This window comes from Curtobacterium sp. MCLR17_044, from assembly GCF_003234435.1.
GTDB lineage: Bacteria > Actinomycetota > Actinomycetes > Actinomycetales > Microbacteriaceae > Curtobacterium > Curtobacterium flaccumfaciens.
This window is the reverse complement of record NZ_QKTC01000006.1, coordinates 46,675-68,068: the sequence shown is the minus strand read 5'-3', so window position 1 is coordinate 68,068 and position 21,394 is coordinate 46,675. Positions and strand designations below refer to the sequence as shown.

The 21,394-nt window shown below is 67.5% G+C and carries 31 protein-coding genes; all 31 read right to left on the bottom strand.

What is annotated here, in order from left to right:
* Window positions 1-59 precede the first annotated feature (59 nt).
* The 31 genes from DEJ04_RS05555 to DEJ04_RS05405 all read right to left on the bottom strand — a co-directional run bounded on the left by DEJ04_RS05555 (window position 60) and on the right by DEJ04_RS05405 (window position 21,315).
* A complete protein-coding gene (locus DEJ04_RS05555) occupies window positions 60-650 on the bottom strand; it encodes an adenylate kinase (protein ID WP_111046468.1) in 591 nt (196 codons plus the stop codon).
* The gene (secY, locus tag DEJ04_RS05550) at window positions 647-1,969 is read right to left on the bottom strand and encodes a preprotein translocase subunit SecY (protein ID WP_027466722.1); all 1,323 of its coding nucleotides are present in this window, start codon (window positions 1,967-1,969) and stop codon (window positions 647-649) included. Before secY ends, DEJ04_RS05555 begins: the two co-directional genes overlap by 4 nt.
* 147 nt (window positions 1,970-2,116) lie before the next feature.
* Window positions 2,117-2,581 carry a 50S ribosomal protein L15 gene (gene rplO, locus DEJ04_RS05545; protein WP_027466723.1) on the bottom strand — a complete coding sequence of 155 codons (465 nt, stop codon included), beginning with the start codon at window positions 2,579-2,581 and terminating at the stop codon, window positions 2,117-2,119.
* Window positions 2,578-2,763, bottom strand: coding sequence for a 50S ribosomal protein L30 (rpmD, locus tag DEJ04_RS05540; RefSeq protein WP_017885515.1), 186 nt, complete (start codon window positions 2,761-2,763; stop codon window positions 2,578-2,580). Before rpmD ends, rplO begins: the two co-directional genes overlap by 4 nt.
* A complete protein-coding gene (gene rpsE, locus DEJ04_RS05535; RefSeq protein ID WP_071406161.1) occupies window positions 2,763-3,611 on the bottom strand; it encodes a 30S ribosomal protein S5 in 849 nt (282 codons plus the stop codon). Before rpsE ends, rpmD begins: the two co-directional genes overlap by 1 nt.
* Window positions 3,608-3,982, bottom strand: a complete 375-nt coding sequence (rplR, locus tag DEJ04_RS05530) for a 50S ribosomal protein L18 (protein ID WP_027466725.1) — start codon at window positions 3,980-3,982, stop codon at window positions 3,608-3,610. The genes rpsE and rplR overlap by 4 nt, the downstream gene beginning before the upstream one ends.
* Window positions 3,983-3,984: 2 nt before the next feature.
* Window positions 3,985-4,521, bottom strand: a complete 537-nt coding sequence (gene rplF, locus DEJ04_RS05525) for a 50S ribosomal protein L6 (RefSeq protein ID WP_017885518.1) — start codon at window positions 4,519-4,521, stop codon at window positions 3,985-3,987.
* A 6-nt stretch (window positions 4,522-4,527) separates the two neighbouring features.
* Window positions 4,528-4,926: a 30S ribosomal protein S8 gene (gene rpsH, locus DEJ04_RS05520; RefSeq protein ID WP_017885519.1), complete on the bottom strand. Its 399-nt coding sequence runs from the start codon at window positions 4,924-4,926 to the stop codon at window positions 4,528-4,530.
* A gap of 153 nt (window positions 4,927-5,079) precedes the next feature.
* Window positions 5,080-5,670, bottom strand: coding sequence for a 50S ribosomal protein L5 (gene rplE / locus DEJ04_RS05515; protein WP_042537502.1), 591 nt, complete (start codon window positions 5,668-5,670; stop codon window positions 5,080-5,082).
* Window positions 5,670-6,029 carry a 50S ribosomal protein L24 gene (gene rplX / locus DEJ04_RS05510; RefSeq protein WP_017885522.1) on the bottom strand — a complete coding sequence of 120 codons (360 nt, stop codon included), beginning with the start codon at window positions 6,027-6,029 and terminating at the stop codon, window positions 5,670-5,672. Before rplX ends, rplE begins: the two co-directional genes overlap by 1 nt.
* 3 nt (window positions 6,030-6,032) lie before the next feature.
* Window positions 6,033-6,401 carry a 50S ribosomal protein L14 gene (gene rplN, locus DEJ04_RS05505; protein WP_017885523.1) on the bottom strand — a complete coding sequence of 123 codons (369 nt, stop codon included), beginning with the start codon at window positions 6,399-6,401 and terminating at the stop codon, window positions 6,033-6,035.
* Window positions 6,402-6,432: 31 nt separating this feature from the next.
* Window positions 6,433-6,717, bottom strand: coding sequence for a 30S ribosomal protein S17 (gene rpsQ, locus DEJ04_RS05500; protein ID WP_017885524.1), 285 nt, complete (start codon window positions 6,715-6,717; stop codon window positions 6,433-6,435).
* Window positions 6,717-7,037, bottom strand: coding sequence for a 50S ribosomal protein L29 (rpmC, locus tag DEJ04_RS05495; RefSeq protein ID WP_017885525.1), 321 nt, complete (start codon window positions 7,035-7,037; stop codon window positions 6,717-6,719). The genes rpsQ and rpmC overlap by 1 nt, the downstream gene beginning before the upstream one ends.
* On the bottom strand, window positions 7,037-7,456 hold the full coding sequence (rplP, locus tag DEJ04_RS05490; protein ID WP_017885526.1) for a 50S ribosomal protein L16: 420 nt from the start codon (window positions 7,454-7,456) through the stop codon (window positions 7,037-7,039). Before rplP ends, rpmC begins: the two co-directional genes overlap by 1 nt.
* A 2-nt stretch (window positions 7,457-7,458) precedes the next feature.
* A complete protein-coding gene (gene rpsC, locus DEJ04_RS05485) occupies window positions 7,459-8,271 on the bottom strand; it encodes a 30S ribosomal protein S3 (RefSeq protein WP_017885527.1) in 813 nt (270 codons plus the stop codon).
* Window positions 8,271-8,663, bottom strand: a complete 393-nt coding sequence (gene rplV / locus DEJ04_RS05480) for a 50S ribosomal protein L22 (RefSeq protein WP_035809257.1) — start codon at window positions 8,661-8,663, stop codon at window positions 8,271-8,273. Before rplV ends, rpsC begins: the two co-directional genes overlap by 1 nt.
* Before the next feature lie 25 nt (window positions 8,664-8,688).
* Window positions 8,689-8,970, bottom strand: coding sequence for a 30S ribosomal protein S19 (gene rpsS / locus DEJ04_RS05475; RefSeq protein ID WP_017885529.1), 282 nt, complete (start codon window positions 8,968-8,970; stop codon window positions 8,689-8,691).
* An 11-nt stretch (window positions 8,971-8,981) separates the two neighbouring features.
* Window positions 8,982-9,821, bottom strand: a complete 840-nt coding sequence (gene rplB, locus DEJ04_RS05470; RefSeq protein WP_027466728.1) for a 50S ribosomal protein L2 — start codon at window positions 9,819-9,821, stop codon at window positions 8,982-8,984.
* Window positions 9,822-9,839: 18 nt separating this feature from the next.
* Window positions 9,840-10,139, bottom strand: coding sequence for a 50S ribosomal protein L23 (gene rplW, locus DEJ04_RS05465; RefSeq protein WP_027466729.1), 300 nt, complete (start codon window positions 10,137-10,139; stop codon window positions 9,840-9,842).
* On the bottom strand, window positions 10,136-10,795 hold the full coding sequence (rplD, locus tag DEJ04_RS05460) for a 50S ribosomal protein L4 (RefSeq protein ID WP_027466730.1): 660 nt from the start codon (window positions 10,793-10,795) through the stop codon (window positions 10,136-10,138). Before rplD ends, rplW begins: the two co-directional genes overlap by 4 nt.
* Before the next feature lie 2 nt (window positions 10,796-10,797).
* Complete coding sequence (gene rplC, locus DEJ04_RS05455; protein WP_027466731.1) at window positions 10,798-11,454, bottom strand: 50S ribosomal protein L3; 657 nt, start codon at window positions 11,452-11,454, stop codon at window positions 10,798-10,800.
* 12 nt (window positions 11,455-11,466) lie between these two features.
* Window positions 11,467-11,775 carry a 30S ribosomal protein S10 gene (rpsJ, locus tag DEJ04_RS05450; protein WP_017885534.1) on the bottom strand — a complete coding sequence of 103 codons (309 nt, stop codon included), beginning with the start codon at window positions 11,773-11,775 and terminating at the stop codon, window positions 11,467-11,469.
* 521 nt (window positions 11,776-12,296) lie between these two features.
* Complete coding sequence (locus tag DEJ04_RS05445) at window positions 12,297-13,124, bottom strand: DarT ssDNA thymidine ADP-ribosyltransferase family protein (RefSeq protein ID WP_084741336.1); 828 nt, start codon at window positions 13,122-13,124, stop codon at window positions 12,297-12,299.
* An 80-nt stretch (window positions 13,125-13,204) separates the two neighbouring features.
* Window positions 13,205-14,182, bottom strand: a complete 978-nt coding sequence (locus DEJ04_RS05440) for a DNA topoisomerase IB (RefSeq protein WP_027466733.1) — start codon at window positions 14,180-14,182, stop codon at window positions 13,205-13,207.
* 173 nt (window positions 14,183-14,355) lie between these two features.
* Complete coding sequence (gene tuf, locus DEJ04_RS05435) at window positions 14,356-15,543, bottom strand: elongation factor Tu (RefSeq protein WP_027466734.1); 1,188 nt, start codon at window positions 15,541-15,543, stop codon at window positions 14,356-14,358.
* 147 nt (window positions 15,544-15,690) lie between these two features.
* Complete coding sequence (gene fusA / locus DEJ04_RS05430) at window positions 15,691-17,808, bottom strand: elongation factor G (RefSeq protein WP_027466735.1); 2,118 nt, start codon at window positions 17,806-17,808, stop codon at window positions 15,691-15,693.
* A gap of 87 nt (window positions 17,809-17,895) precedes the next feature.
* A complete protein-coding gene (rpsG, locus tag DEJ04_RS05425; RefSeq protein ID WP_017885539.1) occupies window positions 17,896-18,366 on the bottom strand; it encodes a 30S ribosomal protein S7 in 471 nt (156 codons plus the stop codon).
* 5 nt (window positions 18,367-18,371) lie between these two features.
* A complete protein-coding gene (gene rpsL / locus DEJ04_RS05420; RefSeq protein ID WP_017885540.1) occupies window positions 18,372-18,740 on the bottom strand; it encodes a 30S ribosomal protein S12 in 369 nt (122 codons plus the stop codon).
* Window positions 18,741-18,968: 228 nt separating this feature from the next.
* Window positions 18,969-20,192, bottom strand: a complete 1,224-nt coding sequence (locus tag DEJ04_RS05415; protein WP_111046467.1) for a hypothetical protein — start codon at window positions 20,190-20,192, stop codon at window positions 18,969-18,971.
* Between the two features lie 37 nt (window positions 20,193-20,229).
* Window positions 20,230-20,745 carry a DUF6121 family protein gene (locus DEJ04_RS05410; RefSeq protein ID WP_111046466.1) on the bottom strand — a complete coding sequence of 172 codons (516 nt, stop codon included), beginning with the start codon at window positions 20,743-20,745 and terminating at the stop codon, window positions 20,230-20,232.
* 27 nt (window positions 20,746-20,772) lie between these two features.
* A complete protein-coding gene (locus DEJ04_RS05405; RefSeq protein WP_111046465.1) occupies window positions 20,773-21,315 on the bottom strand; it encodes a hypothetical protein in 543 nt (180 codons plus the stop codon).
* Window positions 21,316-21,394 lie beyond the last annotated feature (79 nt).

Here is a 21,394-nt window from a genome sequence, read left to right as displayed (position 1 = left end):
CGCCCGGAGCTCGTCCGGGGTCTTGTAGATCGAGGGCTTCTTGAACCGCACCACGCTGGTCAGACGGTCGCGGAGAGCCCGCGGCCCGCCAGTGCCGTCTGGATGCGGTCGCCGACCTCGTCGATGGCACCGAGGCCGTCGACGTCGACGACGAGGCCACGCTCGCCGTACGCCGCAACGATGGGCGCCGTCTGCTCGGCGTAGACCTGCTGGCGACGACGGATCGTCTCCTCGTTGTCGTCGCTGCGGCCCTGGTCCTCGGCGCGCTTGAGCAGGCGACCGACGAGCTCGTCCTGGTCGGCGACGAGCTGCACGACGGCGTCGATCCCGGTGCCCTGCTCAGCGAGCAGTGCGTCGAGGTACTCGACCTGACCGACCGTGCGCGGGTAGCCGTCCAACAGGAAGCCGTGCTCGGCGTCGGACTCCTGGAGGCGCGACTTCACGAGCTCGTTCGTCAGGGAGTCCGGCACGTAGTCGCCGGCGTCCATGATCGCCTTCGCCTGCACACCGAGGGGCGTGCCCTCTGCCACGTTCTTGCGGAAGATGTCCCCGGTCGAGATCGCGGGGATCCCGAAGGAGTCGGCGATGCGGCCGGCCTGGGTGCCCTTCCCGGCTCCGGGAGGTCCGACGATGATGAGACGTGCGCTCAACGGAGAAGCCCTTCGTAGTGACGCTGCTGCAGCTGCGAGTCGATCTGCTTCACGGTCTCGAGACCGACACCCACGATGATGAGGATGCTCGCGCCACCGAACGGGAAGTTCTGGTTCGCGCCGAACAGCGCCAGTGCTGCCAGCGGGATGAGCGCGATGAGACCGAGGTAGAGCGAACCGGGCAGCGTCACCCGGGTGAGGACGTAGTCGAGGTACTCGGCGGTCGGACGACCGGCACGGATGCCGGGGATGAACCCGCCGTACTTCTTCATGTTGTCGGCGACCTCTTCGGGGTTGAAGGTGATCGCCACGTAGAAGTACGTGAACCCGACGATGAGCAGGAAGTACAGGACCATGTAGAACCAGTTGTCACCCGAGGTCAGGTTGTTCTGGATCCAGGTCACCCACGCGGCCGGCTCGGAGCCGTCCGAGGGCTGGTTGAACTGCGCGATCAGGGCCGGCAGGTACAGCAGCGACGAGGCGAAGATGACGGGCACGACGCCGGCCATGTTCACCTTGATCGGGATGTAGGTGTTGTTGCCGCCGTACGTCCGCCGCCCCACCATGCGCTTGGCGTACTGCACGGGGATCCGCCGCTGTGACTGCTCGACGAACACGACGGCCATCATGATCACGAGTCCGACCAGGATCACGAACAGGAAGAGCTCGAACGACTGTGACTGCTCGATCGCCCAGAGCGCCGACGGGAACTGCGCCGCGATCGACGTGAAGATCAGGAGCGACATGCCGTTGCCGATGCCGCGCTCGGTGACGAGCTCGCCCATCCACATGATGAGGCCGGTACCGGCAGTCAGCGTGACCACCATCAGCATGATGGCGTACCAGCTGTCGTTCGAGATGATCGACGTGCAGGACGCGGAGGCGTTGGTGCCGAACAGGGCGCCGGAGCGGGCGACCGTGATCAGGGTCGTGGACTGCAGCACACCGAGCGCGATCGTGAGGTAGCGCGTGTACTGCGTCAGCTTCGCCTGGCCGGACTGGCCCTCCTTGTAGAGGGTGTCGAAGTGCGGGATGACCACACGCAGGAGCTGCACGATGATCGACGACGTGATGTACGGCATGATGCCGAGCGCGAAGACCGAGAGCTTCAGCAGCGCGCCGCCGGAGAAGAGGTTGATGAGGTCGTAGAGACCGCCGGAGGACGACGCGCTGGCGAGACAGCTCTGCACGGCGGCGTAGTCGACGAACGGTGCCGGGATGTACGACCCGAGACGGAACAGCGCGATGATCGCGAGGGTGAAGCCGATCTTCTTGCGAAGATCAGGGGTGCGCATGATGCGCGCGACCGCTCTGAACACGATGACTCCGAACTTGTGGGACCGGGGCCGTCGATCGCGGCCGGACCGGTTTCGGTCGGCAGGGCCGACCTGGCCGACGGATGCCGGCCACTGTCAAGGAAACCGTAACGGCGGCCCGTGCGCAAACGCACGGGCCGCCGACGGGGGTTACTGGGAGACGGTGCCGCCAGCAGCCACGATCTTCTCGGCGGCGGACGCCGAGACCTTGTCGACCGTGACCGTGATCTTCACGGTGATGTCACCCTGACCGAGAACCTTGACCTTCTCGTTCTTGCGGACGGCGCCCTTGGCGACCAGGCCCGCAACGGTGACGTCGCCACCATCGGGGTAGAGCTCCGAGATCTTGTCCAGGTTCACGACCTGGTACTCGACCCGGAACGGGTTCTTGAACCCGCGGAGCTTCGGGGTGCGCATGTGCAGCGGCATCTGCCCACCCTCGAAGCCGACCCGGACCTGGTAGCGGGCCTTCGTGCCCTTGGTACCACGCCCAGCGGTCTTGCCCTTCGAGCCCTCACCGCGACCCACACGGGTGCGGTCCTTCTTGGCGCCCTCTGCGGGACGGAGGTGGTGCAGCTTCAGCACCTGCACGCGCTCGTTCTTCTCGTCGCTCATGCGTCGACCTCCTCGACCTTCACGAGGTGCGCCACCGTCGCGATGTACCCGCGGTTCTGGGAGTTGTCCTCACGCTCGACCGAACGGCCGATGCGCTTGAGGCCCAGGCTGCGCAGGGTGTCGCGCTGGTACTGCTTCTCGCTGATAACGGACTTGATCTGCGTGATCTTCAGCATCGCCATCACGCACCTGCCTTCTCGGTCGCGGCACGCAGGGCTGCGGCCTCGGCCTGGAGCAGACGGGCCGGGACGACCCGCTCGACGTCGAGGCCACGACGGCTCGCGACGGCGCGGGGCTCCTCGAGCTGCTTCAGGGCCTCGACGGTCGCGTGCACGATGTTGATGGTGTTCGACGAGCCGAGCGACTTGCTCAGGACGTCGTGGATGCCGGCGCACTCGAGCACGGCGCGGACCGGACCACCGGCGATGACACCGGTACCGGGGCCGGCCGGACGCAGGAGGACGACGCCAGCGGCGGCTTCACCCTGCACCGGGTGCGGGATCGTGTTGCCGACGCGGGGGACGCGGAAGAAGTTCTTCTTCGCCTCTTCGACACCCTTGGAGATCGCCGTGGGGACCTCCTTGGCCTTGCCGTAGCCGACGCCCACGAGGCCGTTGCCGTCACCGACGACGACGAGCGCCGTGAAGCTGAAGCGACGACCACCCTTGACGACCTTCGAGACGCGGTTGATGGTCACCACGCGCTCGAGGAACTGGCTGTCGCCACCGCGGTTGTTGCGGTCGCGGCCCTGCTGACGGTCACGACCGCCACCACGACGGCCACGGTTGTCAGCGGAGTCGCGGTTGTTCGACGCGGAGCCCGCGGCGGTCTCGACCGGACGCTCGGCGACGGCAGGTGCCTCCGCCTCCTTGCCGGTCTTGGCGCCCTCGGTGGTCGCCTCGGCGGTTGCGTCGGTGGCCGTGGCCTCCGTGCTCGCCTCGGTGGTCTCCGTGGTCTCGACAGCCTCGGTCTCCGTGGCCTCGACGGCCTCGGTCTTGGCGTCTTCGTTGGTGTTCGCGTTGTCGCTCACAGGTTCAGCCCTCCTTCACGGGCACCATCGGCGATCGCGGCGACGCGACCGGCGTACTTGCTGCCACCGCGGTCGAAGACCACGGCCTCGACGCCAGCCGACTTCGCGCGCTCGGCGAGGAGCTCACCGACGCGACGGGCCTTGGCGGTCTTGTCGCCGTCGAACGAGCGGAGGTCTGCCTCCATCGTCGAGGCGCTTGCGAGGGTGTGACCCTTCGAGTCGTCGATGACCTGCACGAACACGTGACGCGACGAGCGGGTGACGGCGAGACGGGGACGAGCCTCGGTGCCGGTGATCTTCTTGCGGAGACGGTTGTGACGACGCGCCTTGGCGGCCGCCTTGCTCTTGCCTCGTGTCTTGAGGAGTCCCATGATCACTTACCTGACTTTCCGGCCTTGCGGCGCACGTTCTCGCCGGCGTAACGGACACCCTTGCCCTTGTAGGGCTCGGGCTTCCGGAGCTTCCGGATGTTCGCGGCGACCTCGCCGACAGCCTGCTTGTCGATACCGGCGACGGTGACCTTGTTGTTGCCCTCCACCGCGAAGCTGATGCCCGCCGGCGGCTCGACCGTGATCGAGTGGGAGTACCCGAGGGCGAACTCGAGGTTCGAGCCCTTGGCCGCGACACGGTAACCCGTACCGACGACCTCGAGACCCTTGGTGTAGCCCTGGGTCACGCCGATGATGTTGTTGGCGATGAGGGTCCGGGTCAGTCCGTGGAGCGAACGCGACTCGCGCTCGTCGTCCGGACGGGTGACGAGGACCTGGTTCTCCTCGACCTTGGCCTGGATGGGCTCCGCGATGACGAGCGCGAGCTCGCCCTTCGGGCCCTTGACCGCCACGTTCTGACCGTCAACGGAGACGGTGACGCCGGCGGGGATGTCGATGGGGAGACGTCCGATTCGTGACATTGTCGATCACCACACGTAGGCGAGGACTTCCCCACCCACGCCCTTCTGCTCGGCTTCGCGGTCGGTCAGGAGGCCGGAGGAGGTCGAGAGGATCGCCACGCCGAGGCCACCGAGGACCTGGGGGATCTCCGTCGACTTCGCGTAGACCCGGAGGCCCGGCTTCGAGACACGCTTGATGCCGGCGATCGAACGCTCGCGCTCGGGGCCGTACTTCAGGTCGATGGTGAGGGTCTGCCCGACTCGGGCGTCCTCCACCTTCCACTCGCTGATGTAGCCCTCACGCTTGAGGATGTCGGCGATGTTCTTCTTGAGCTTGGAGCTCGGGAGCGCGACTGCGTCGTGGTGCGCGGAGTTCGCGTTCCGCAATCTGGTCAGCATGTCTGCGACCGGATCGGTCATCGTCATGATGTTCGTCCATTTCTCGCCTGGTTTCGACACCCGTTCCACGAATGCCGACCTGAGCGATCGAGTGATCCCGGGGCGGTTCCCCGAGATCGGTGTGTTCGTGCGTGCGGGCCGGAGGACGTGAATCCTCCGGCCCGCACCGCCCGAAGTAGTTTAGACCGTCTGCTCGTTGGAGCGGAACGGGAAGCCGAGCTGGCGGAGCAGCGCGCGTCCCTCGTCGTCCGTCTTCGCGGTGGTCACGACAGTGATGTCGAAGCCGCGGACACGGTCGATGCGGTCCTGGTCGATCTCGTGGAACACGGACTGCTCCGTGAGACCGAACGTGTAGTTGCCGTTGCCGTCGAACTGCTTGTCGCTGAGACCGCGGAAGTCGCGGATGCGGGGCAGTGCGAGCGTCACCAGGCGGTCCAGGAACTCCCACGCGCGGTCACCACGGAGGGTGACGTGCGCGCCGATGGCCTGACCCTCGCGCAGCTTGAACTGTGCGATGGACTTGCGGGCGATGTTGACCTGGGGCTTCTGACCCGTGATCGCCGTGAGGTCCTTGATGGCCCCCTCGATGATCTTGGAGTCACGAGCGGCCTCGCCGACACCGGTGTTCACGACGACCTTGACCAGGCCGGGGACCTGGTTGACGTTCGCGTAACCGAACTGCTCGGTGAGGGCCGTCTTGATCTCGGCCAGGTACTTCTGCTTGAGGCGCGGCTGGATCTTGCCAGCGGGCGCAGCAGTCGTGTCAGTCATCAGAGCTTCTCACCAGACTTCTTCGCGTAGCGGACACGGACGGTCTTCTTGACGCCGTCCTTCTCCACCTCTTCGGTGCGGAAGCCGACACGCGTCGGCTTCTTCGTCTTCGGGTCGACGAGTGCGACGTTCGAGACGTGGATCGAGGCTTCGTGCTGCTCGATGCCACCGGTCTTCGAACCACGCTGCGTCTGACCGACGCGGACGTGCTTCGTGACGAAGTTCACGCCCTCGACGACGACGCGGTTCTTGTCCTTGAGGACCTCGATGACCTTGCCCTGCTTGCCACGGTCGCCGCCACGCTCCTGCGTCGCGCCCGTGATGACCTGGACGAGGTCACCCTTCTTGATGTTCGCCATGGCTTACAGCACCTCCGGCGCGAGCGAGATGATCTTCATGAACTTCTTGTCACGGAGCTCGCGACCGACCGGACCGAAGATGCGCGTACCGCGCGGGTCGCCGTCGGCCTTGAGGATCACTGCCGCGTTCTCGTCGAACTTGATGTAGGAGCCGTCCTGACGACGGGTCTCCTTCTTGGTGCGAACGATGACTGCCTTGACGACGTCACCCTTCTTCACGTTGCCGCCGGGGATGGCGTCCTTCACCGTGGCGACGATGACGTCACCGAGGCCGGCGTAGCGACGACCCGAGCCACCGAGCACGCGGATGGTCAAGATCTCCTTGGCACCCGTGTTGTCGGCGACCTTCAGGCGGGATTCCTGCTGAATCACTGCTGTCTCCTATTCCGAAGCAGGCCGAGGCCTACTTGGCCTTCTCGAGGATCTCGACCAGGCGCCAGCGCTTGGACGCGCTGAGGGGACGGGTCTCGCTGATCACGACGAGGTCGCCGACACCAGCGGTGCCGAGCTCGTCGTGGGCCTTCACCTTGGACGTGCGACGGATGATCTTGCCGTAGAGCGCGTGCTTCACGCGGTCCTCGACCTCGACCACGATGGTCTTGTCCATCTTGTCGCTCGTCACGTAGCCGCGACGCGTCTTGCGGTAGCCGCGAGTGAGGGCGGCGGAGTTCTTCTCTTCGTTCGCCATTACTTCTCCTCGGCGGTCTCGGCCTCGGTCGACTCGGCCGGCTTGTCAGCCTTCTTCGTCGTCTTCTTGGCCTTGGGGGCGGTCTCGACGGGCGCGGGAGTGGCACGGATGCCGAGCTCGCGCTCGCGGAGGACGGTGTAGATGCGGGCGATGTCGCGCTTGACGGCACGGAGACGACCGTGGCTCTCCAGCTGGCCGGTGGCCGACTGGAAGCGGAGGTTGAAGAGTTCCTCCTTGGCCTTCTTCAGCTCGTCAGCGAGACGCTCGTTCTCGAACGTGTCGAGCTCCGTCGGACGGAGCTCCTTGGAACCGATCGCCATTATGCGTCGCCCTCCTCGCGCTTGATGATGCGTGCCTTGAGGGGCAGCTTGTGGATTGCACGAGTCAACGCCTCACGGGCGATCTCCTCGCTGACGCCGGAGAGCTCGAAGAGCACCCGGCCCGGCTTCACGTTCGCGACCCACCACTCGGGCGAACCCTTACCGGAACCCATGCGGGTCTCGGCGGGCTTCTTGGTCAGCGGACGGTCCGGGTAGATGTTGATCCAGACCTTGCCACCACGCTTGATGTGACGCGTCATGGCGATACGAGCGGACTCGATCTGACGGTTGGTCACGTACGCCGGGGTGAGGGCCTGGATGCCGTAGTCGCCGAAGCTGACCTTGGTACCACCGGTGGCCTGACCCGAACGCTTCGGGTGGTGCTGCTTGCGGTGCTTGACTCGACGGGGAATAAGCATGGTTACGCCTCAACTCCTGCGCCGGCCGGCGCGTCCTGCGGGGCCTGCTGCGGACGACGGTCACCGCGGTCGCCGCCACGACGGTCGCCGCCACGGTCGCCACGCTCACCGCGCGGGCCGCCACGACGCTCCGGGCGCGACGAACGCTGGTTCGCCTGCTCGCGAGCGAGCTCCTTGTTCGTGATGTCGCCCTTGTAGATCCAGACCTTCACGCCGATGCGGCCGAACGTGGTCCGGGCCTCGTAGAAGCCGTAGTCGATGTTCGCGCGGAGGGTGTGCAGCGGCACACGGCCTTCGCGGTAGAACTCCGAACGCGACATCTCGGCGCCGCCGAGACGACCCGACACCTGGATGCGGACACCCTTGGCGCCGGCGCGCTGTGCACCCTGCAGGCCCTTGCGCATGGCGCGACGGAACGCGACACGAGCGGAGAGCTGCTCGGCGATGCCCTGCGCGACGAGCTGGGCCTCGGTCTCGGGGTTCTTGACCTCGAGGATGTTCAGCTGGATCTGCTTCTTGGTGAGCTTCTCGAGCTCACCGCGAACGCGCTCCGCCTCGGCGCCGCGGCGGCCGATGACGATGCCCGGACGAGCCGTGTGGATGTCCACGCGGACACGGTCACGGGTGCGCTCGAGCTCGATGCGTGCGACGCCGGCGCGGTCGAGGGTCTTCTTCAGGTACTCGCGCACCTTGATGTCCTCGGCCACGTAGTCGGCGTAACGCTGACCGGCCTTCTTGCTGTCGGTGAACCAGTGCGAGACGTGGTCCGTCGTGATCCCGAGACGGAAGCCGTACGGGTTGACCTTCTGGCCCATTACTTGCTCGCCTTCTTGCTCGTCGCGGCAACCTCGGCCTCGTCGGGCGTCGCGAGGACGACCGTGATGTGGCTGGTGCGCTTGTTGATGCGGAAGGCGCGGCCCTGGGCGCGCGGCTGGAACCGCTTCAGGGTCGTGCCCTCGTCGACGAAGACGCGGCTCACGTAGAGGTCGCGCTCGTCGAGGAAGCTGTTCGTCGAGTCCGCCTTGACCCGTGCGTTCGCGATCGCCGAGGCGACCAGCTTGTACACGGGCTCCGAAGCGCCCTGGGGGGCGAACTTCAGGATGGCGAGGGCCTCGTGGGCCTGCTTGCCGCGGATCAGCTCGATGACGCGACGGGCCTTCTGAGGCGTGACGCGGATGTGTCGCACGCGTGCGATCGACTCCACCATTTCGTTCCTCCTCTGCGTCGCCGCCTCAGCGGCGACGGCCCTTCTTGTCGTCCTTCACGTGACCACGGAAGGTGCGGGTCGGCGCGAACTCGCCGAGCTTGTGACCGACCATCGACTCGGTGACGAACACCGGGATGTGCTTGCGGCCGTCGTGGACGGCGATCGTGTGCCCGAGCATGTTCGGGACGATCATCGACCGACGCGACCACGTACGGATCACGTTCTTGGTGTTGGCCTCGTTCTGCGTGACGACCTTGCGGAGCAGGTGCTCGTCGACGAAGGGGCCCTTCTTCAGACTGCGTGGCATCTTCTGAACTCCTACTTGCGCTTCTTGCCGGCGTTACGGCGACGGACGATGAGCTTGTCGCTCGGCTTGTTCGGCTTGCGCGTACGGCCCTCGGACTGGCCCCAGGGGCTGACCGGGTGACGACCACCGGACGTCTTGCCCTCACCACCACCGTGCGGGTGGTCGACCGGGTTCATGGCGACACCACGGACGGTCGGGCGGACGCCCTTCCAGCGCATGCGGCCGGCCTTGCCCCAGTTGATGTTCGACTGCTCGGCGTTGCCGACCTCGCCGATGGTGGCGCGGCAGCGTGCGTCGACGTTGCGGACCTCGCCCGACGGCAGACGGAGCTGCGCGTAGGGGCCGTCCTTGGCGACGAGACGCACCGAGGCGCCGGCGGAGCGAGCCATCTTGGCGCCGCCACCGGGGCGGAGCTCGATGGCGTGCACGACGGTACCCACGGGGATGTTGCGCAGCGGCAGGTTGTTGCCGGGCTTGATGTCGGCGCCGGGGCCCTGCTCGATGACGTCGCCCTGCTTCAGCTTGTTCGGCGCGATGATGTACCGCTTCGTGCCGTCCACGTAGTGCAGGAGCGCGATGCGCGCAGTGCGGTTGGGGTCGTACTCGATGTGAGCGACCTTGGCGTCGACGCCGTCCTTGTCGGAGCGACGGAAGTCGATCACGCGGTACTGGCGCTTGTGGCCACCACCGATGTGACGCGTGGTGATACGGCCGGAGCTGTTGCGACCACCGGTCTTCGGCAGCGGACGAAGCAGTGACTTCTCCGGAGTCGAACGGGTGATCTCAGCGAAGTCGGCGACCGACGAACCGCGACGACCGGGGGTCGTCGGCTTGTAGTTACGAATAGCCATGATTTATCCCTCTGGTCCTCAGCCGACAGCCGTGAAGATGTCGATCGAACCGGACTTGAGCGTCACGATGGCGCGCTTGGTGTCCTTGCGCTTGCCGAGACCGAACTTGGTGCGACGGGTCTTGCCCGGGCGGTTCAGCGTGTTGATGCTCGCGACCTTGACGTCGAAGATCTTCTCGATGGCGAGCTTGATCTCGGTCTTGTTCGAGCGGGGGTCCACGATGAACGTGTACTTGCCCTGGTCGATGAGCGCGTAGCTCTTCTCCGAGACGACCGGCGAGATGATGACGTCGCGCGGGTCCTTGTTGAAGCCGCTCATGCGGTGATCTCCTTCGCGGTCTTCGACGCGATGAAGGCGTCGAGGGCGCTCTTGCTGAAGACGACGGCGTCCGAGCGCAGCACGTCGTAGGCGTTGAGCTGGCCGTACGAGAGCGCGTGGACGTTCGACAGGTTGCGGATCGACTTGAGCGTCAGCTCGTCGTCCGTCTCGAGCACGACGAGCACGTTCTTGACGGGCGCGACCTTCTCGAGGAGCGTGCGGGCGGTCTTGGTCGACGGCAGTTCAGCCGCGACGAAGCCCTCCACAGCGGAGATGCGGCCACCGCGGGCGCGGTCCGAGAGCGAGCCGAGCAGAGCAGCGGCGATCATCTTCTTCGGGGTGCGCTGCGAGTAGTCGCGCGGGGTCGGCCCGTGGACGACGCCACCGCCGGTGTGCTCCGGAGCACGGACGGAACCCTGACGGGCGCGGCCGGTGCCCTTCTGCTTGAACGGCTTGCGACCGGCACCGCGGACTTCGCCACGGTTCTTGGTCTTGTGGGTGCCCTGACGCGCGGCTGCGAGCTGCGCGGTGACGACCTGGTGGATCAGCGGGACGTTGGTCTCGACGTCGAAGAGAGCTGCGGGGAGCTCGACGGTGCCGGACTTGGCACCCGATGCGTCGAGGACGTCGATCGTGGTTGCGGTCGTGGTGGCCATGATCACTTACCCTTCACGGCGGTGCGGACGAAGACGGAGCGGCCACGAGCACCGGGGACGGCGCCCTTGACGAGCAGCAGACCCTTCTCGGCGTCGACGGCGTGCACCGTGAGGTTGAGGACGGTCACGCGGTCGCCACCCATACGACCAGCCATGCGCATGCCCTTGAAGACGCGCGACGGGGTCGAGGAAGCACCGATCGAGCCGGGCTTGCGGTGGTTGCGGTGCGCACCGTGCGAGGCGCCGACGCCGTGGAAGCCGTGGCGCTTCATGACACCGGCGAAGCCCTTGCCCTTGGAGGTACCGACGACGTCGACCTTCTGGCCCGCCGTGAACGTGCCGTCCACGGTGAGCTCCTGGCCGAGCGTGTACTCAGCGGAGTCGTTGGTACGGATCTCGGTGAGGGTGCGACGCGGGGTCACGCCAGCGGCCTCGAAGTGGCCAGCGGCCGGCTTGTTGACCTTGCGCGGGTCGATGGCGCCGGCGGCGATCTGGATCGCCTCGTAGCCGTCGCGCTCAGCGTTGCGGATCTGGGTGACCACGTTCGGGCCGACCTCGATCACGGTGACGGGGATGAACTTGTTGTTCTCGTCCCACACCTGGGTCATCCCGAGCTTCTTGCCGAGGAGGCCCTTGACGGTCTTGGTTGAGTTCGCCATTGGTCAGCCCCCTTACAGCTTGATCTCGATGTTGACGTCTGCCGGCAGGTCGAGTCGCATGAGCGAGTCAACGGCCTTCGGCGTCGGGTCGACGATGTCGATGACCCGCTTGTGCGTGCGCTTCTCGAAGTGCTCGCGCGAGTCCTTGTACTTGTGAGGGGAACGGATCACTGCGATCACGTTCTTCTCGGTGGGGAGCGGCACCGGGCCGACCACGGTTGCACCGGCACGGGTCACCGTGTCGACGATCTTCCGGGCCGACGTGTCGATGACCTCGTGGTCATACGACTTGAGCCGGATGCGGATCTTCTGTCCCGCCATGTGTCTCTTGTCCTCTCTGCGCCGCGCACCCTCTGGCCGCCTGACGCCGCTCGGTTCCGCATTCCTGCGGACCGTGCTGTTTTCCTGAACCAACCGGCCGCATCCACTGGGGATGACCGCTGTTCACCTGTCAACCTCGCGGGCGACCGTGGCCGTCCAGCGTGGGCAATCGACTGCCTCGTGCTCCGGGCGCAGCAGTGGTACACCGCGTCCGTCACCCTTCGGGGAGTCGTGTTCTGCTGCCTGCGGCCCAACCCAGCCCTGCTGAACAAGGGGGTTGTGCACTGCCAGAGCAGTGATCCTGTGGGCGTACACCCACGGGGAATTCGGAACCGGACAAGTCTCGCATAGCCCTGGCCCACGTGCAACCCGGGCGTGTCGCGAATTGCCGGGCGTGTCCCGCCGGCTCGCTTGCCCGGATCCACGCGGATCGGACGGCCTGGAGGCCCGGCTCGGCCCCGCAACGCGGAGCACCCTCCGGACGGGGTCCGGAGGGTGCGTCGACACGGGTCAGGAGACCGTCACTCGGCGGTCACCGGGGGCACGAACCACGGCGGGAACACGGCCACTCGCGGAGCGTGTCCACCGTGGTCAGCGAGCACGGCGCGGACGGTCTGCCGGGCTTTGTCGTTCGGCACGCCGATGACCGCGACCGACGTGAACGGCACGCTCGGTCCGGCGAGCAGCTCGAGGCCGTGCATCTCCGGGTCCGTGAAGTCGGTGCGACGGATCAGGTTCGTGCCGGCGTCGGGACCGACGGCGAACCGGACGTCGTCGGCGTCGGCGTCCTGGTCGGCGACGATCACCGAGGCACCGAACGCGGAGACCGGCACGACGAGCACGACGTAGTCGATCGCCCGGGTGCGGCGGGCGGCGTCCGACCAGCGCTCGCCCTCGGCGCCCGTACGGAGCTCGTCCCAACGGGTGGCGTCGGGCGACAGCGTGAACGGCACGTGGCCGGCGATCGAGGAGCCGTCGGGCGCCTCGGCCTCGGCGCGGGCAGCGCGGGTGTCGGCGGAACTGACGTCCACGACCGGCTCGGCCTGGTCGGACGCCAGGATCGCGCCGGCGCCGACGATGCCGTCGAGGTTGTCGATGTGGGTGACGTGGTGGGCGCGGAGCGCTGCGAACTCACGTGCTTCGGGCAGGTCGGCGGACGACGAACGGAGCGACGTCGGCGACCGGAGCGACGTCCCGGGCCCGGAGGCCGGCGGGTCGACGCGCAGGTTGGTGGTGATGCGGGTCCGGCGGGGTGCCGGGGTGGCTGGGATCTCCGACGCCTCGCGCTGCCGGGGTGCGCAGATGTCGCAGAGCTCGGTGGGGAATCCGTGGATGCACTCGTCGGTCACGACTGTTGTGGGTCCTTCCGTGCCGTGTGGGGGTGGTCCGGCACGTCGACCAACGCTACGTCATCCGGACGGCCCCCGGGTCATTGTCGGTAGAGCAGCGCCCGGACCTCGGCCTCGGCGGACGCCAGGCGGTTCGGATCGATGGTCTCCCCGTGGTCGTACGCGTCGAGCAACCGGGGGTCGATGTAGCTCTGCCGGCACACCGTCGGGGTGTTGCCGAGCTCGTCGCTGGCGGCCTTCACCGCGTGCGAGACGGCCTTCTTCCGCTTGGCCTGGGACGACTGCGGTCCGGTCTTCGCCAGGTCGACCGCGGCCGCGACCGTCCCGTGCAGGGTCCGGAAGTCCTTCGCGGTGAACTCGTCGCCCGCACGTTCCTTGACGTACGCGTTGATGTCCTCGGCGGAGAGCGGCTCCCACTCCGCACCGCGACGCTCGCGGAACGAGAGCAACCGCGCGTTGGGGCCGCGACGCTTCATGCCGGCGATGACCCGCGCCAGGTCGTGGTCGTGGATCGACGACGACCACTCCTGCCCGCTCTTGCCGGGGAAGTCGAGCTCGATGTCGTCGCCCGACACGTGGGCGTGCGCGCACAGCAGCGTGGACAGCCCACGACTGCCGTGCTCGGTGGCGTACCGCTCCGACCCGACCCGGAGGGACCCCTGGTCGAGCATGCGGAACGCTGCGGCCAGCGCACGGCGGCGGTCCGGCTCGGGGCGACGGAGGTCCTGCGTGACACCGCGGCGGGCGACCGGCAACGACTCGGCCAGTGCCAGCGCCCGGTCGTACTTGATCCGGTCCATCCGTTCGCGCCAGGACGGGTGGTACATGTACTGGCGGCGCCCTGCACCGTCCGTGCCCGTCGCCAGGATGTGGCCGTTCTCGTACGGGGAGATCCAGACGTCGTCCCACGCCGGCGGGATCACGAACTCCTCGAGTCGACGGCGCTCGTCCGGGTCCGTCACGGTGTTGCCGTCGGGGTCGCGGAACGAGAAACCGCGTCCGGAACGGACGCGGTGGTAGCCGCGACCGGAGGTCGCGGATCTGCGGAGGCGGGTCACGCGGTCGAGCCAACTCCGTGACGCCTGTGACGGGTCACGGGGCGGACAGGAGGCCCGTGGCGGGCGCCGCCCCGGGCCTCCTGTCCGGCGCTCTGTACGGCCCGCCAGTGGCCGCGTACGACGAAGCGGGGCCGGGCCCGAAGGCCCGACCCCGCTGTCGCAAGGAACCGGAGTTACTTGATGATCTTCTCGACCGTACCGGCACCGACCGTACGACCACCCTCACGGATGGCGAAACGGAGGCCCTCTTCCATGGCGATCGGCTGGATCAGCTCGACCGTCATGGCGACGGTGTCGCCGGGCATGACCATCTCGGTGCCCTCGGGCAGCGTGATGACGCCGGTGACGTCCGTGGTGCGGAAGTAGAACTGCGGGCGGTAGTTCGCGTAGAACGGGTTGTGACGCCCACCCTCGTCCTTGGTCAGGATGTACGCGTTCGCCTGGAACTCGGTGTGCGGCGTGACCGAACCCGGCTTCACGACGACCTGGCCGCGCTCCACGTCCTCGCGCTTGAGGCCACGGATGAGCAGACCGGTGTTGTCACCGGCGACCGCCTGGTCGAGCAGCTTGCGGAACATCTCGATGCCCGTGACCGTGGTCTTCTGCGTCGCGCGGATGCCGACGATCTCGACCTCGGCGTTCAGGTTGAGCGTGCCACGCTCGACGCGACCGGTGACGACCGTGCCACGACCGGTGATCGTGAAGACGTCCTCGATCGGCATCAGGAACGGCTGGTCGGTGGCGCGCACCGGGTCCGGCACGTGCTCGTCGACCTGGGCCATGAGGTCCTGGACCGACTTGACCCACTTCTCGTCGCCCTCGAGCGCCTTGAGCGCCGAGACCTGCACGACGGGGGCGTCCTCGTCGAACTGCTGCGAGCCGAGGAGCTCGCGGACCTCGAGCTCGACGAGCTCCAGGATCTCCTCGTCGTCCACCATGTCGGACTTGTTCAGTGCGACGACGATGTAGGGAACGCCGACCTGGCGGGCGAGCAGGACGTGCTCGCGCGTCTGGGGCATCGGGCCGTCGGTGGCGGCGACCACGAGGATCGCGCCGTCCATCTGTGCCGCACCCGTGATCATGTTCTTCACGTAGTCGGCGTGACCGGGGGCGTCGACGTGCGCGTAGTGACGCTTCTCGGTCTGGTACTCGACGTGCGAGATGTTGATCGTGATGCCGCGCTGGCGCTCCTCGGGAGCGTTGTCGATCTGCGCGAAGTCGCGGGCCTCGTTGAGGTCCGGGTACTGGTCGTGCAGAACCTTGGTGATCGCCGCCGTGAGCGTGGTCTTGCCGTGGTCGACGTGACCGATGGTTCCGATGTTGACGTGCGGCTTGGTGCGCTCGAACTTGGCCTTGGCCACTGTGGGTCCTCCTCAGGACTCGGAAGCGTCACCCCCGGCCGGCCCTGGATGGGCTCGGGACCGTTGGTGCGCGGTGTGTGTCTGTACTTTACTTGGTGGCGAGGGGCCCGTCGCCGGGCGCCCCCGCCTGTGGAGAAGCGCTGAGCGCTACTCCCCCGCGTTCTTCGCGATGATCTCCTCGGCGACCTTGGCCGGGACCTGGCTGTAGGTCTCGAAGGTCATCGAGTAGACCGCACGACCAGAGGTCTTCGACCGCAGGTCGCCGACGTAGCCGAACATCTCGGACAGCGGCACGCTCGCGCGGACCACCTTGACGCCCGAGGCGTCCTCCATCGAGGCGATCTGGCCACGACGGGAGTTCAGGTCACCGATGACGTCGCCCATGTACTCCTCAGGAGTACGGACCTCGACGGCCATGATCGGCTCGAGGATCGCCGGACCGGCCTTGCGAGCCGCTTCCTTGTAGGCGATCGAACCGGCGATCTTGAACGCCATCTCGGACGAGTCGACGTCGTGCGCCGCGCCGTCCTTGAGGATGGCCTTCACGCCGACCGTCGGGTAGCCCGCGAGGATGCCGACCTGCATGGCGTCCTGGATACCGGCGTCGACCGACGGGATGTACTCGCGCGGGACACGGCCACCGGAGGTCGCGTTGACGAACTCGTAGACCTTCTCGCTCGTGACCTCCATCGGCTCGAGCGCGATCTGCACCTTCGCGAACTGGCCGGAACCACCGGTCTGCTTCTTGTGGGTGTAGTCGTAGCGCTCGACGATCTTGGTGAGCGTCTCGCGGTAGGCCACCTGGGGCTTGCCGACGCTCGCCTCGACGTGGAACTCACGCTTCATGCGGTCGACGAGGATGTCGAGGTGGAGCTCGCCCATGCCCTTGATCGTCGTCTGACCGGTCTCGGCGTTGAGCTCGACGCGGAAAGTCGGGTCCTCTTCGGCGAGCTTCTGGATGGCCGTGGAGAGCTTCTCCTGGTCGGCCTTCGTGTTCGGCTCGATGGCGACCTCGATGACCGGCTCCGGGAACGTCATCGACTCGAGGACGACCTGGTTGGTCGGGTCGCACAGGGTGTCACCGGTGGTGGTGTCCTTGAGGCCGATGACCGCGTAGATGTGGCCAGCGGTCACATTGGCGACCGGGTTCTCCTTGTTGGAGTGCATCTGGAAGATCTTGCCGATGCGCTCCTTCTTGCCCTTGGTCGAGTTGATGACCTGGGCACCGGACTCGATCGAGCCGGAGTAGACGCGCACGTAGGTCAGACGACCGAAGAACGGGTGCACCGCGACCTTGAACGCGAGGGCCGAGAACGGCTCCGACGCGTCGGGCTTGCGGATGATCTCCTTCTCCTCGTCCTTGACGTCGTGGCCGATCATCGGCGGCACGTCGAGCGGGGACGGGAGGTAGTCGATGACGGCGTCGAGCATCGGCTGGACACCACGGTTCTTGAACGCGGAACCGCAGAGGACCGGGTAGAGCGTGCTGCTCACCGTGAGGGCACGGATGGCTGCCTTGATCTCGGCGACCGAGAAGTCGGTGTCGCCCTCGAGGTAGCGCTCCATGAGGACGTCGTCCGCTTCGGCCACGCGCTCGATGAGCTTCTCGCGGTACTCGGCGGCGCGGTCCTGCAGGTCGGCCGGGATCTCTTCGATCTCGTACTTCGCGCCCATCGCGACGTCACCCTTGGCGTCGCCGCGCCAGGTGAGTGCACGCATCTGGACGAGGTCGACGACGCCTTCGAACGAGCTCTCGGAACCGATCGGCAGCTGGAGCACGAGGGGCTCCGCGCCGAGGCGGTTCACGATGGTGTCGACGGTGTAGTAGAAGTCGGCGCCCAGCTTGTCCATCTTGTTGACGAAGCAGATACGCGGGACGTCGTACTTGTCGGCCTGACGCCAGACGGTCTCGGACTGGGGCTCGACGCCCTCCTTGCCATCGAAGACGGCGACCGCACCGTCGAGGACGCGGAGCGAACGCTCCACCTCGACCGTGAAGTCCACGTGACCGGGGGTGTCGATGATGTTGATCTGGTTGTTGTCCCAGAAGCAGGTCGTCGCGGCCGACGTGATCGTGATGCCGCGCTCCTGCTCCTGCGCCATCCAGTCCATCGTGGCAGCGCCGTCGTGGACCTCACCGATCTTGTGCGTGATGCCCGTGTAGAACAGGATGCGCTCGGTCGTCGTGGTCTTGCCGGCATCGATGTGCGCCATGATGCCGATGTTGCGGACCTTGTTCAGGTCGGTGAGCACGTCCTGTGCCACAGGGTTCCTCCGGAAGAGTTGTAGGAGAGGTTGGCGGCCGTCCGGGCGCCGGGGTTCTTGGCCACCGGCGCCCGGACGGTGCCGGGACTACCAGCGGTAGTGGGCGAAGGCCTTGTTCGACTCGGCCATCTTGTGCGTGTCCTCGCGGCGCTTGACCGCGGCACCGAGACCGTTCGACGCGTCGAGGATCTCGTTCATGAGACGCTCGGTCATCGTCTTCTCGCGACGGGCCTTGGCGTACGAGGTGAGCCAACGGAGCGCGAGGGTGTTCGCGCGGTGCGGCTTGACCTCGACCGGGACCTGGTAGGTCGAGCCACCGACGCGGCGGCTACGGACCTCGAGGGTCGGACGGACGTTGTCGAGCGCCTTCTTCAGCGTCACGACGGCGTCCTGCTGGTTCTTGGCGGAAACGCCCTCGAGTGCACCGTAGACGATGCGCTCGGCGAGGCCCTTCTTGCCGTCGAGCAGGATCTTGTTGACGAGCTGGCTGACGATCGGCGCACCGTAGACCGGGTCGGCGACGACGGGACGCTTGGGGGCGGGACCCTTACGAGGCATCTAACTCAACCCTTCTTCGCGCCGTAGCGGCTACGAGCCTGCTTACGGTTCTTGACTGCCTGGGTGTCCAGGGCGCCACGGATGATCTTGTACCGCACACCCGGGAGGTCCTTCACACGACCGCCGCGGACGAGCACCATCGAGTGCTCCTGGAGGTTGTGGCCCTCACCGGGGATGTAGGCCGTGACCTCGGTGCCGTTCGAGAGCTTGACACGAGCGACCTTGCGCAGTGCCGAGTTCGGCTTCTTGGGGGTGGTGGTGTAGACGCGGGTGCACACACCACGCTGCTGGGGGTTCGCCTTCAGGGCGGGCGCCTTGGTCTTGGTGACCTTCGGCGTACGACCCTTGCGAACCAGCTGCTGAATAGTAGGCAACTGTTCTCCTGGTTCTTCGCTCGTGCTCTCTGGCCGGCGCGTTCCGCCGGCTTCCTCGTCCCACGCTGAGCACCGCCGGACGGCGGGTGTTCGAGTGGGGGACGGAGTGGTCCGGCTGGGCGATCCCGCTCGCCGGACTTTTCGGGCGCGCCCGAGGGCGCACACCCGGTAGAGACTACCCGCGTAACGGGACGAAATCAATCCGGGTCACCCCGGGAACCGACACCGTCATGAGCCGGTGTCGGACGACCCGTTGCCCACTGCCGAGCGGAACGTGGCGCCGTCGCTCGAGAAGCCCGTGACGTACCCGCTCGCGTTCACGTTGAGCGGCCCCGCGGAGGCCGTTCCGGTGCCGGCAGCACCCGAGATGTCGGCCGTGTACTTCGCCCGGCCGGGCGCCGTCGTCGTGATCAACCAGCCGTTCGTCGTCCAGCTGCCGACCCGGACCGTCGGCCGCGTCTCGAGCGTCCACTTCTGGTTCGAGTACGTGTACGCGGGGTTCTGCCCGTACGCGTAGAAGCTGCACCCGGCGGGGGCGGCGTCGGTGGAGGCGATGCAGCCGTCCACCCAGTCGTCCACCGCCCGCTTGGCGGCCTGCTGCCCGGCGGCGGTCAGGGTCGTGGTCATCTGCACCGGGTTCGAGGTCGACCGCCCGAACCCGCTGACGCTCGCCGTTCCCCCTCGGGCCGTGGTCCACTTGCCGCCGTCGAAGGCGACGTCGTACGTGCCGGGCAGTGCTCGGAGGCTCACCGTGCCGTCCCTCGCGGTCTCCACGTTCCGGCCGGCGACGGTGACCGCCGCACCGGACGGCCCCCGCACGGCGACGGCGACCGATCCGAGCTCGGGGGCCTGCAGCTCCCAGATCGGGAACACACCCCAGTCCGTCCCGGTCTTGTCCAGCGTGAAGGTCGCAGCGACGTCCTGCCCGCCCTGGCGCAGGTACGCGCGGACCGTCGCGGTGTCGCCGTCCGTGCGCGTCGCGGCGACGCGGTAGCCGGTGACCTTGTCCGACGCCTTCGCGTAGGCGGCTTCGCCGAGCAGCACGTCGGTCTTCTCGCGTTCGATGCCCGCGTCGTCGAGGGCGTCGGCCACGCGTCCGGCCGTCAGGTCGTCGAGGAACGCCCGCACCGGGCGGTCCGCTGAGTGCGAAGAGGAACCGACCGAGTACCCGACGACACCGGCGACGAGCAGCAGGACGACCGCCGTGCCGCCCGAGATGATGCCGATGAGCTGACCGCGGCGGAGCTTCCGGCGAGGACGCTGCGGCACCGGTCCGGGCACCCCGGGCATCCCGGGCATCCCGGGGAATCCGGGGGCTCCTGCGCCGGGACCCGGACCGAACCCCTGGGCCGCTGCCTCGGACATTCCGTCGGTCCCACGGATCGAGGCCACCGGCGGGACGGCACCCCAGCCGCCCTGCTGGACCGGATCCTGCGCGTGCTGGTCGCTCATCGTTCCCCCGTTGCGTGTGCGTCGTGCCCTGCGAACACTACCGTCCGGCGGGTTCCTCGCCCGCGTTCGTCCGGTTGTGCCCGGAGCGCTCGTCAGGCCCGTCCAGACGTGCCGTCCCGGCCGCGCCCGAGCCGCCATCGGTCCGTGCCTGGTGGCGAGCCATCGTGATCCCGCCGAGCACCGACAGGAGCGCCACCACGACGGACCCGACCACGAACGGCCCGAGGGCGTACCCCGCGGGGAAGACGAGGAGCTCCGTCGCGTCCGAACGGACGAGCGCGTAGCCCACGGCTCCGACGCCGAGCATGACCAGGTAGACCGTCGCTGCGGCCACCAGCGCGGTGACCCCGGGGTTGCCGTCGCGCACGCCGGCCGCGGTCGCGAGGAAGACCACGGCCGCGCCACCGACCACCATCGCGGGCCCGAGGTACGGGGTGGCGTCGGGCTGCGAGATGACCTCGACGTCGGCGAGCAGGGCTTCGAAGCCCGTGACGGCGATCACGAGCGCGATGAAGAGGACGGACGTCATCGTCGCGATCAACCACCGGGACATGCGCCGATCGTATCGTCGACCGGCTGGTCAGCGAGCGGGTTCGGCGTGGTCCGTGTCGTCCGCGTGCTCGCGACGGTCCGCCCGGTCGGACTGCTCCTGCGCTGCGGCGACCAGGGCGAGCGCGATCGTCGCCGTGATGATCGGGACGGTCTCCGTCATGGGGGCGGGCGCGGGCGCGGAATCCGGCATCGTCGCGGCCGTCTCGTCCGTCTCGTCCGTCTCGTCCGTCGGGACGTCGGACTGGAGGCCCGTGGTGCCGTCCGCACCAGCGGCCTCCTCCGGCTCGTGGTCACGCAGCGCCGGACCGATGACCGGCAGGACCCCGGTGGTCGCGGCCGGTTCAGCATGCAGGACCGGCGGCTCGGTGGACACGGATCCGTCGCGCTTCGCCGCGCGGCGCGCTCGGCCCATCTTCACCAGGACGACGACGGCGACGATCGCCCAGATCCCGTTGACGATGGTCGAGGGGACGGCGTGGTGCGCGGCGACGTTGATGGCCACCGCAAGCCCGCCGACGAGGTTGAACAGCTGGTAGAGCGGGCCGTTCGGGATCTTGCCGGTGGAGAACAAGATGTAACCAGCTAGAACGGTTACTGCGCCGAACCAACCGAGGAATTCCACGATTCCGACCAACACGCGCGACTCCGGG

Coding starts and splice junctions, on each gene's coding strand:
- rplV (WP_035809257.1), bottom strand. CDS start 8,663: ATGGTGGAGTCGATCGCACGCGTGCGACACATCCGCGTCACGCCTCAG.
- rplX (WP_017885522.1), bottom strand. CDS start 6,029: ATGGCGAACATCAAGAAGGGTGACCTCGTCCAGGTCATCACGGGCGCG.
- rpsJ (WP_017885534.1), bottom strand. CDS start 11,775: ATGGCGGGACAGAAGATCCGCATCCGGCTCAAGTCGTATGACCACGAG.
- rpmD (WP_017885515.1), bottom strand. CDS start 2,763: ATGGCGATGCTGAAGATCACGCAGATCAAGTCCGTTATCAGCGAGAAG.
- rplW (WP_027466729.1), bottom strand. CDS start 10,139: ATGAGCGGCTTCAACAAGGACCCGCGCGACGTCATCATCTCGCCGGTC.
- rpsQ (WP_017885524.1), bottom strand. CDS start 6,717: ATGGCGAACGAAGAGAAGAACTCCGCCGCCCTCACTCGCGGCTACCGC.
- rplP (WP_017885526.1), bottom strand. CDS start 7,456: ATGCTTATTCCCCGTCGAGTCAAGCACCGCAAGCAGCACCACCCGAAG.
- rpsH (WP_017885519.1), bottom strand. CDS start 4,926: ATGACGATGACCGATCCGGTCGCAGACATGCTGACCAGATTGCGGAAC.
- rplF (WP_017885518.1), bottom strand. CDS start 4,521: ATGTCACGAATCGGACGTCTCCCCATCGACATCCCCGCCGGCGTCACC.
- rplR (WP_027466725.1), bottom strand. CDS start 3,982: ATGGGACTCCTCAAGACACGAGGCAAGAGCAAGGCGGCCGCCAAGGCG.
- rpsS (WP_017885529.1), bottom strand. CDS start 8,970: ATGCCACGCAGTCTGAAGAAGGGCCCCTTCGTCGACGAGCACCTGCTC.
- rplB (WP_027466728.1), bottom strand. CDS start 9,821: ATGGCTATTCGTAACTACAAGCCGACGACCCCCGGTCGTCGCGGTTCG.
- DEJ04_RS05415 (WP_111046467.1), bottom strand. CDS start 20,192: ATGAGCGACCAGCACGCGCAGGATCCGGTCCAGCAGGGCGGCTGGGGT.
- rplO (WP_027466723.1), bottom strand. CDS start 2,581: ATGAGCGACGAGAAGAACGAGCGCGTGCAGGTGCTGAAGCTGCACCAC.
- rpsG (WP_017885539.1), bottom strand. CDS start 18,366: ATGCCTCGTAAGGGTCCCGCCCCCAAGCGTCCCGTCGTCGCCGACCCG.
- rplE (WP_042537502.1), bottom strand. CDS start 5,670: ATGACTGACACGACTGCTGCGCCCGCTGGCAAGATCCAGCCGCGCCTC.
- rplD (WP_027466730.1), bottom strand. CDS start 10,795: ATGGCCACCACGACCGCAACCACGATCGACGTCCTCGACGCATCGGGT.
- DEJ04_RS05410 (WP_111046466.1), bottom strand. CDS start 20,745: ATGTCCCGGTGGTTGATCGCGACGATGACGTCCGTCCTCTTCATCGCG.
- rpsC (WP_017885527.1), bottom strand. CDS start 8,271: ATGGGCCAGAAGGTCAACCCGTACGGCTTCCGTCTCGGGATCACGACG.
- rplC (WP_027466731.1), bottom strand. CDS start 11,454: ATGGCGAACTCAACCAAGACCGTCAAGGGCCTCCTCGGCAAGAAGCTC.
- rpmC (WP_017885525.1), bottom strand. CDS start 7,037: ATGGCGATCGGTTCCAAGGAGCTCCGTCCGACGGAGCTCGACACGTTC.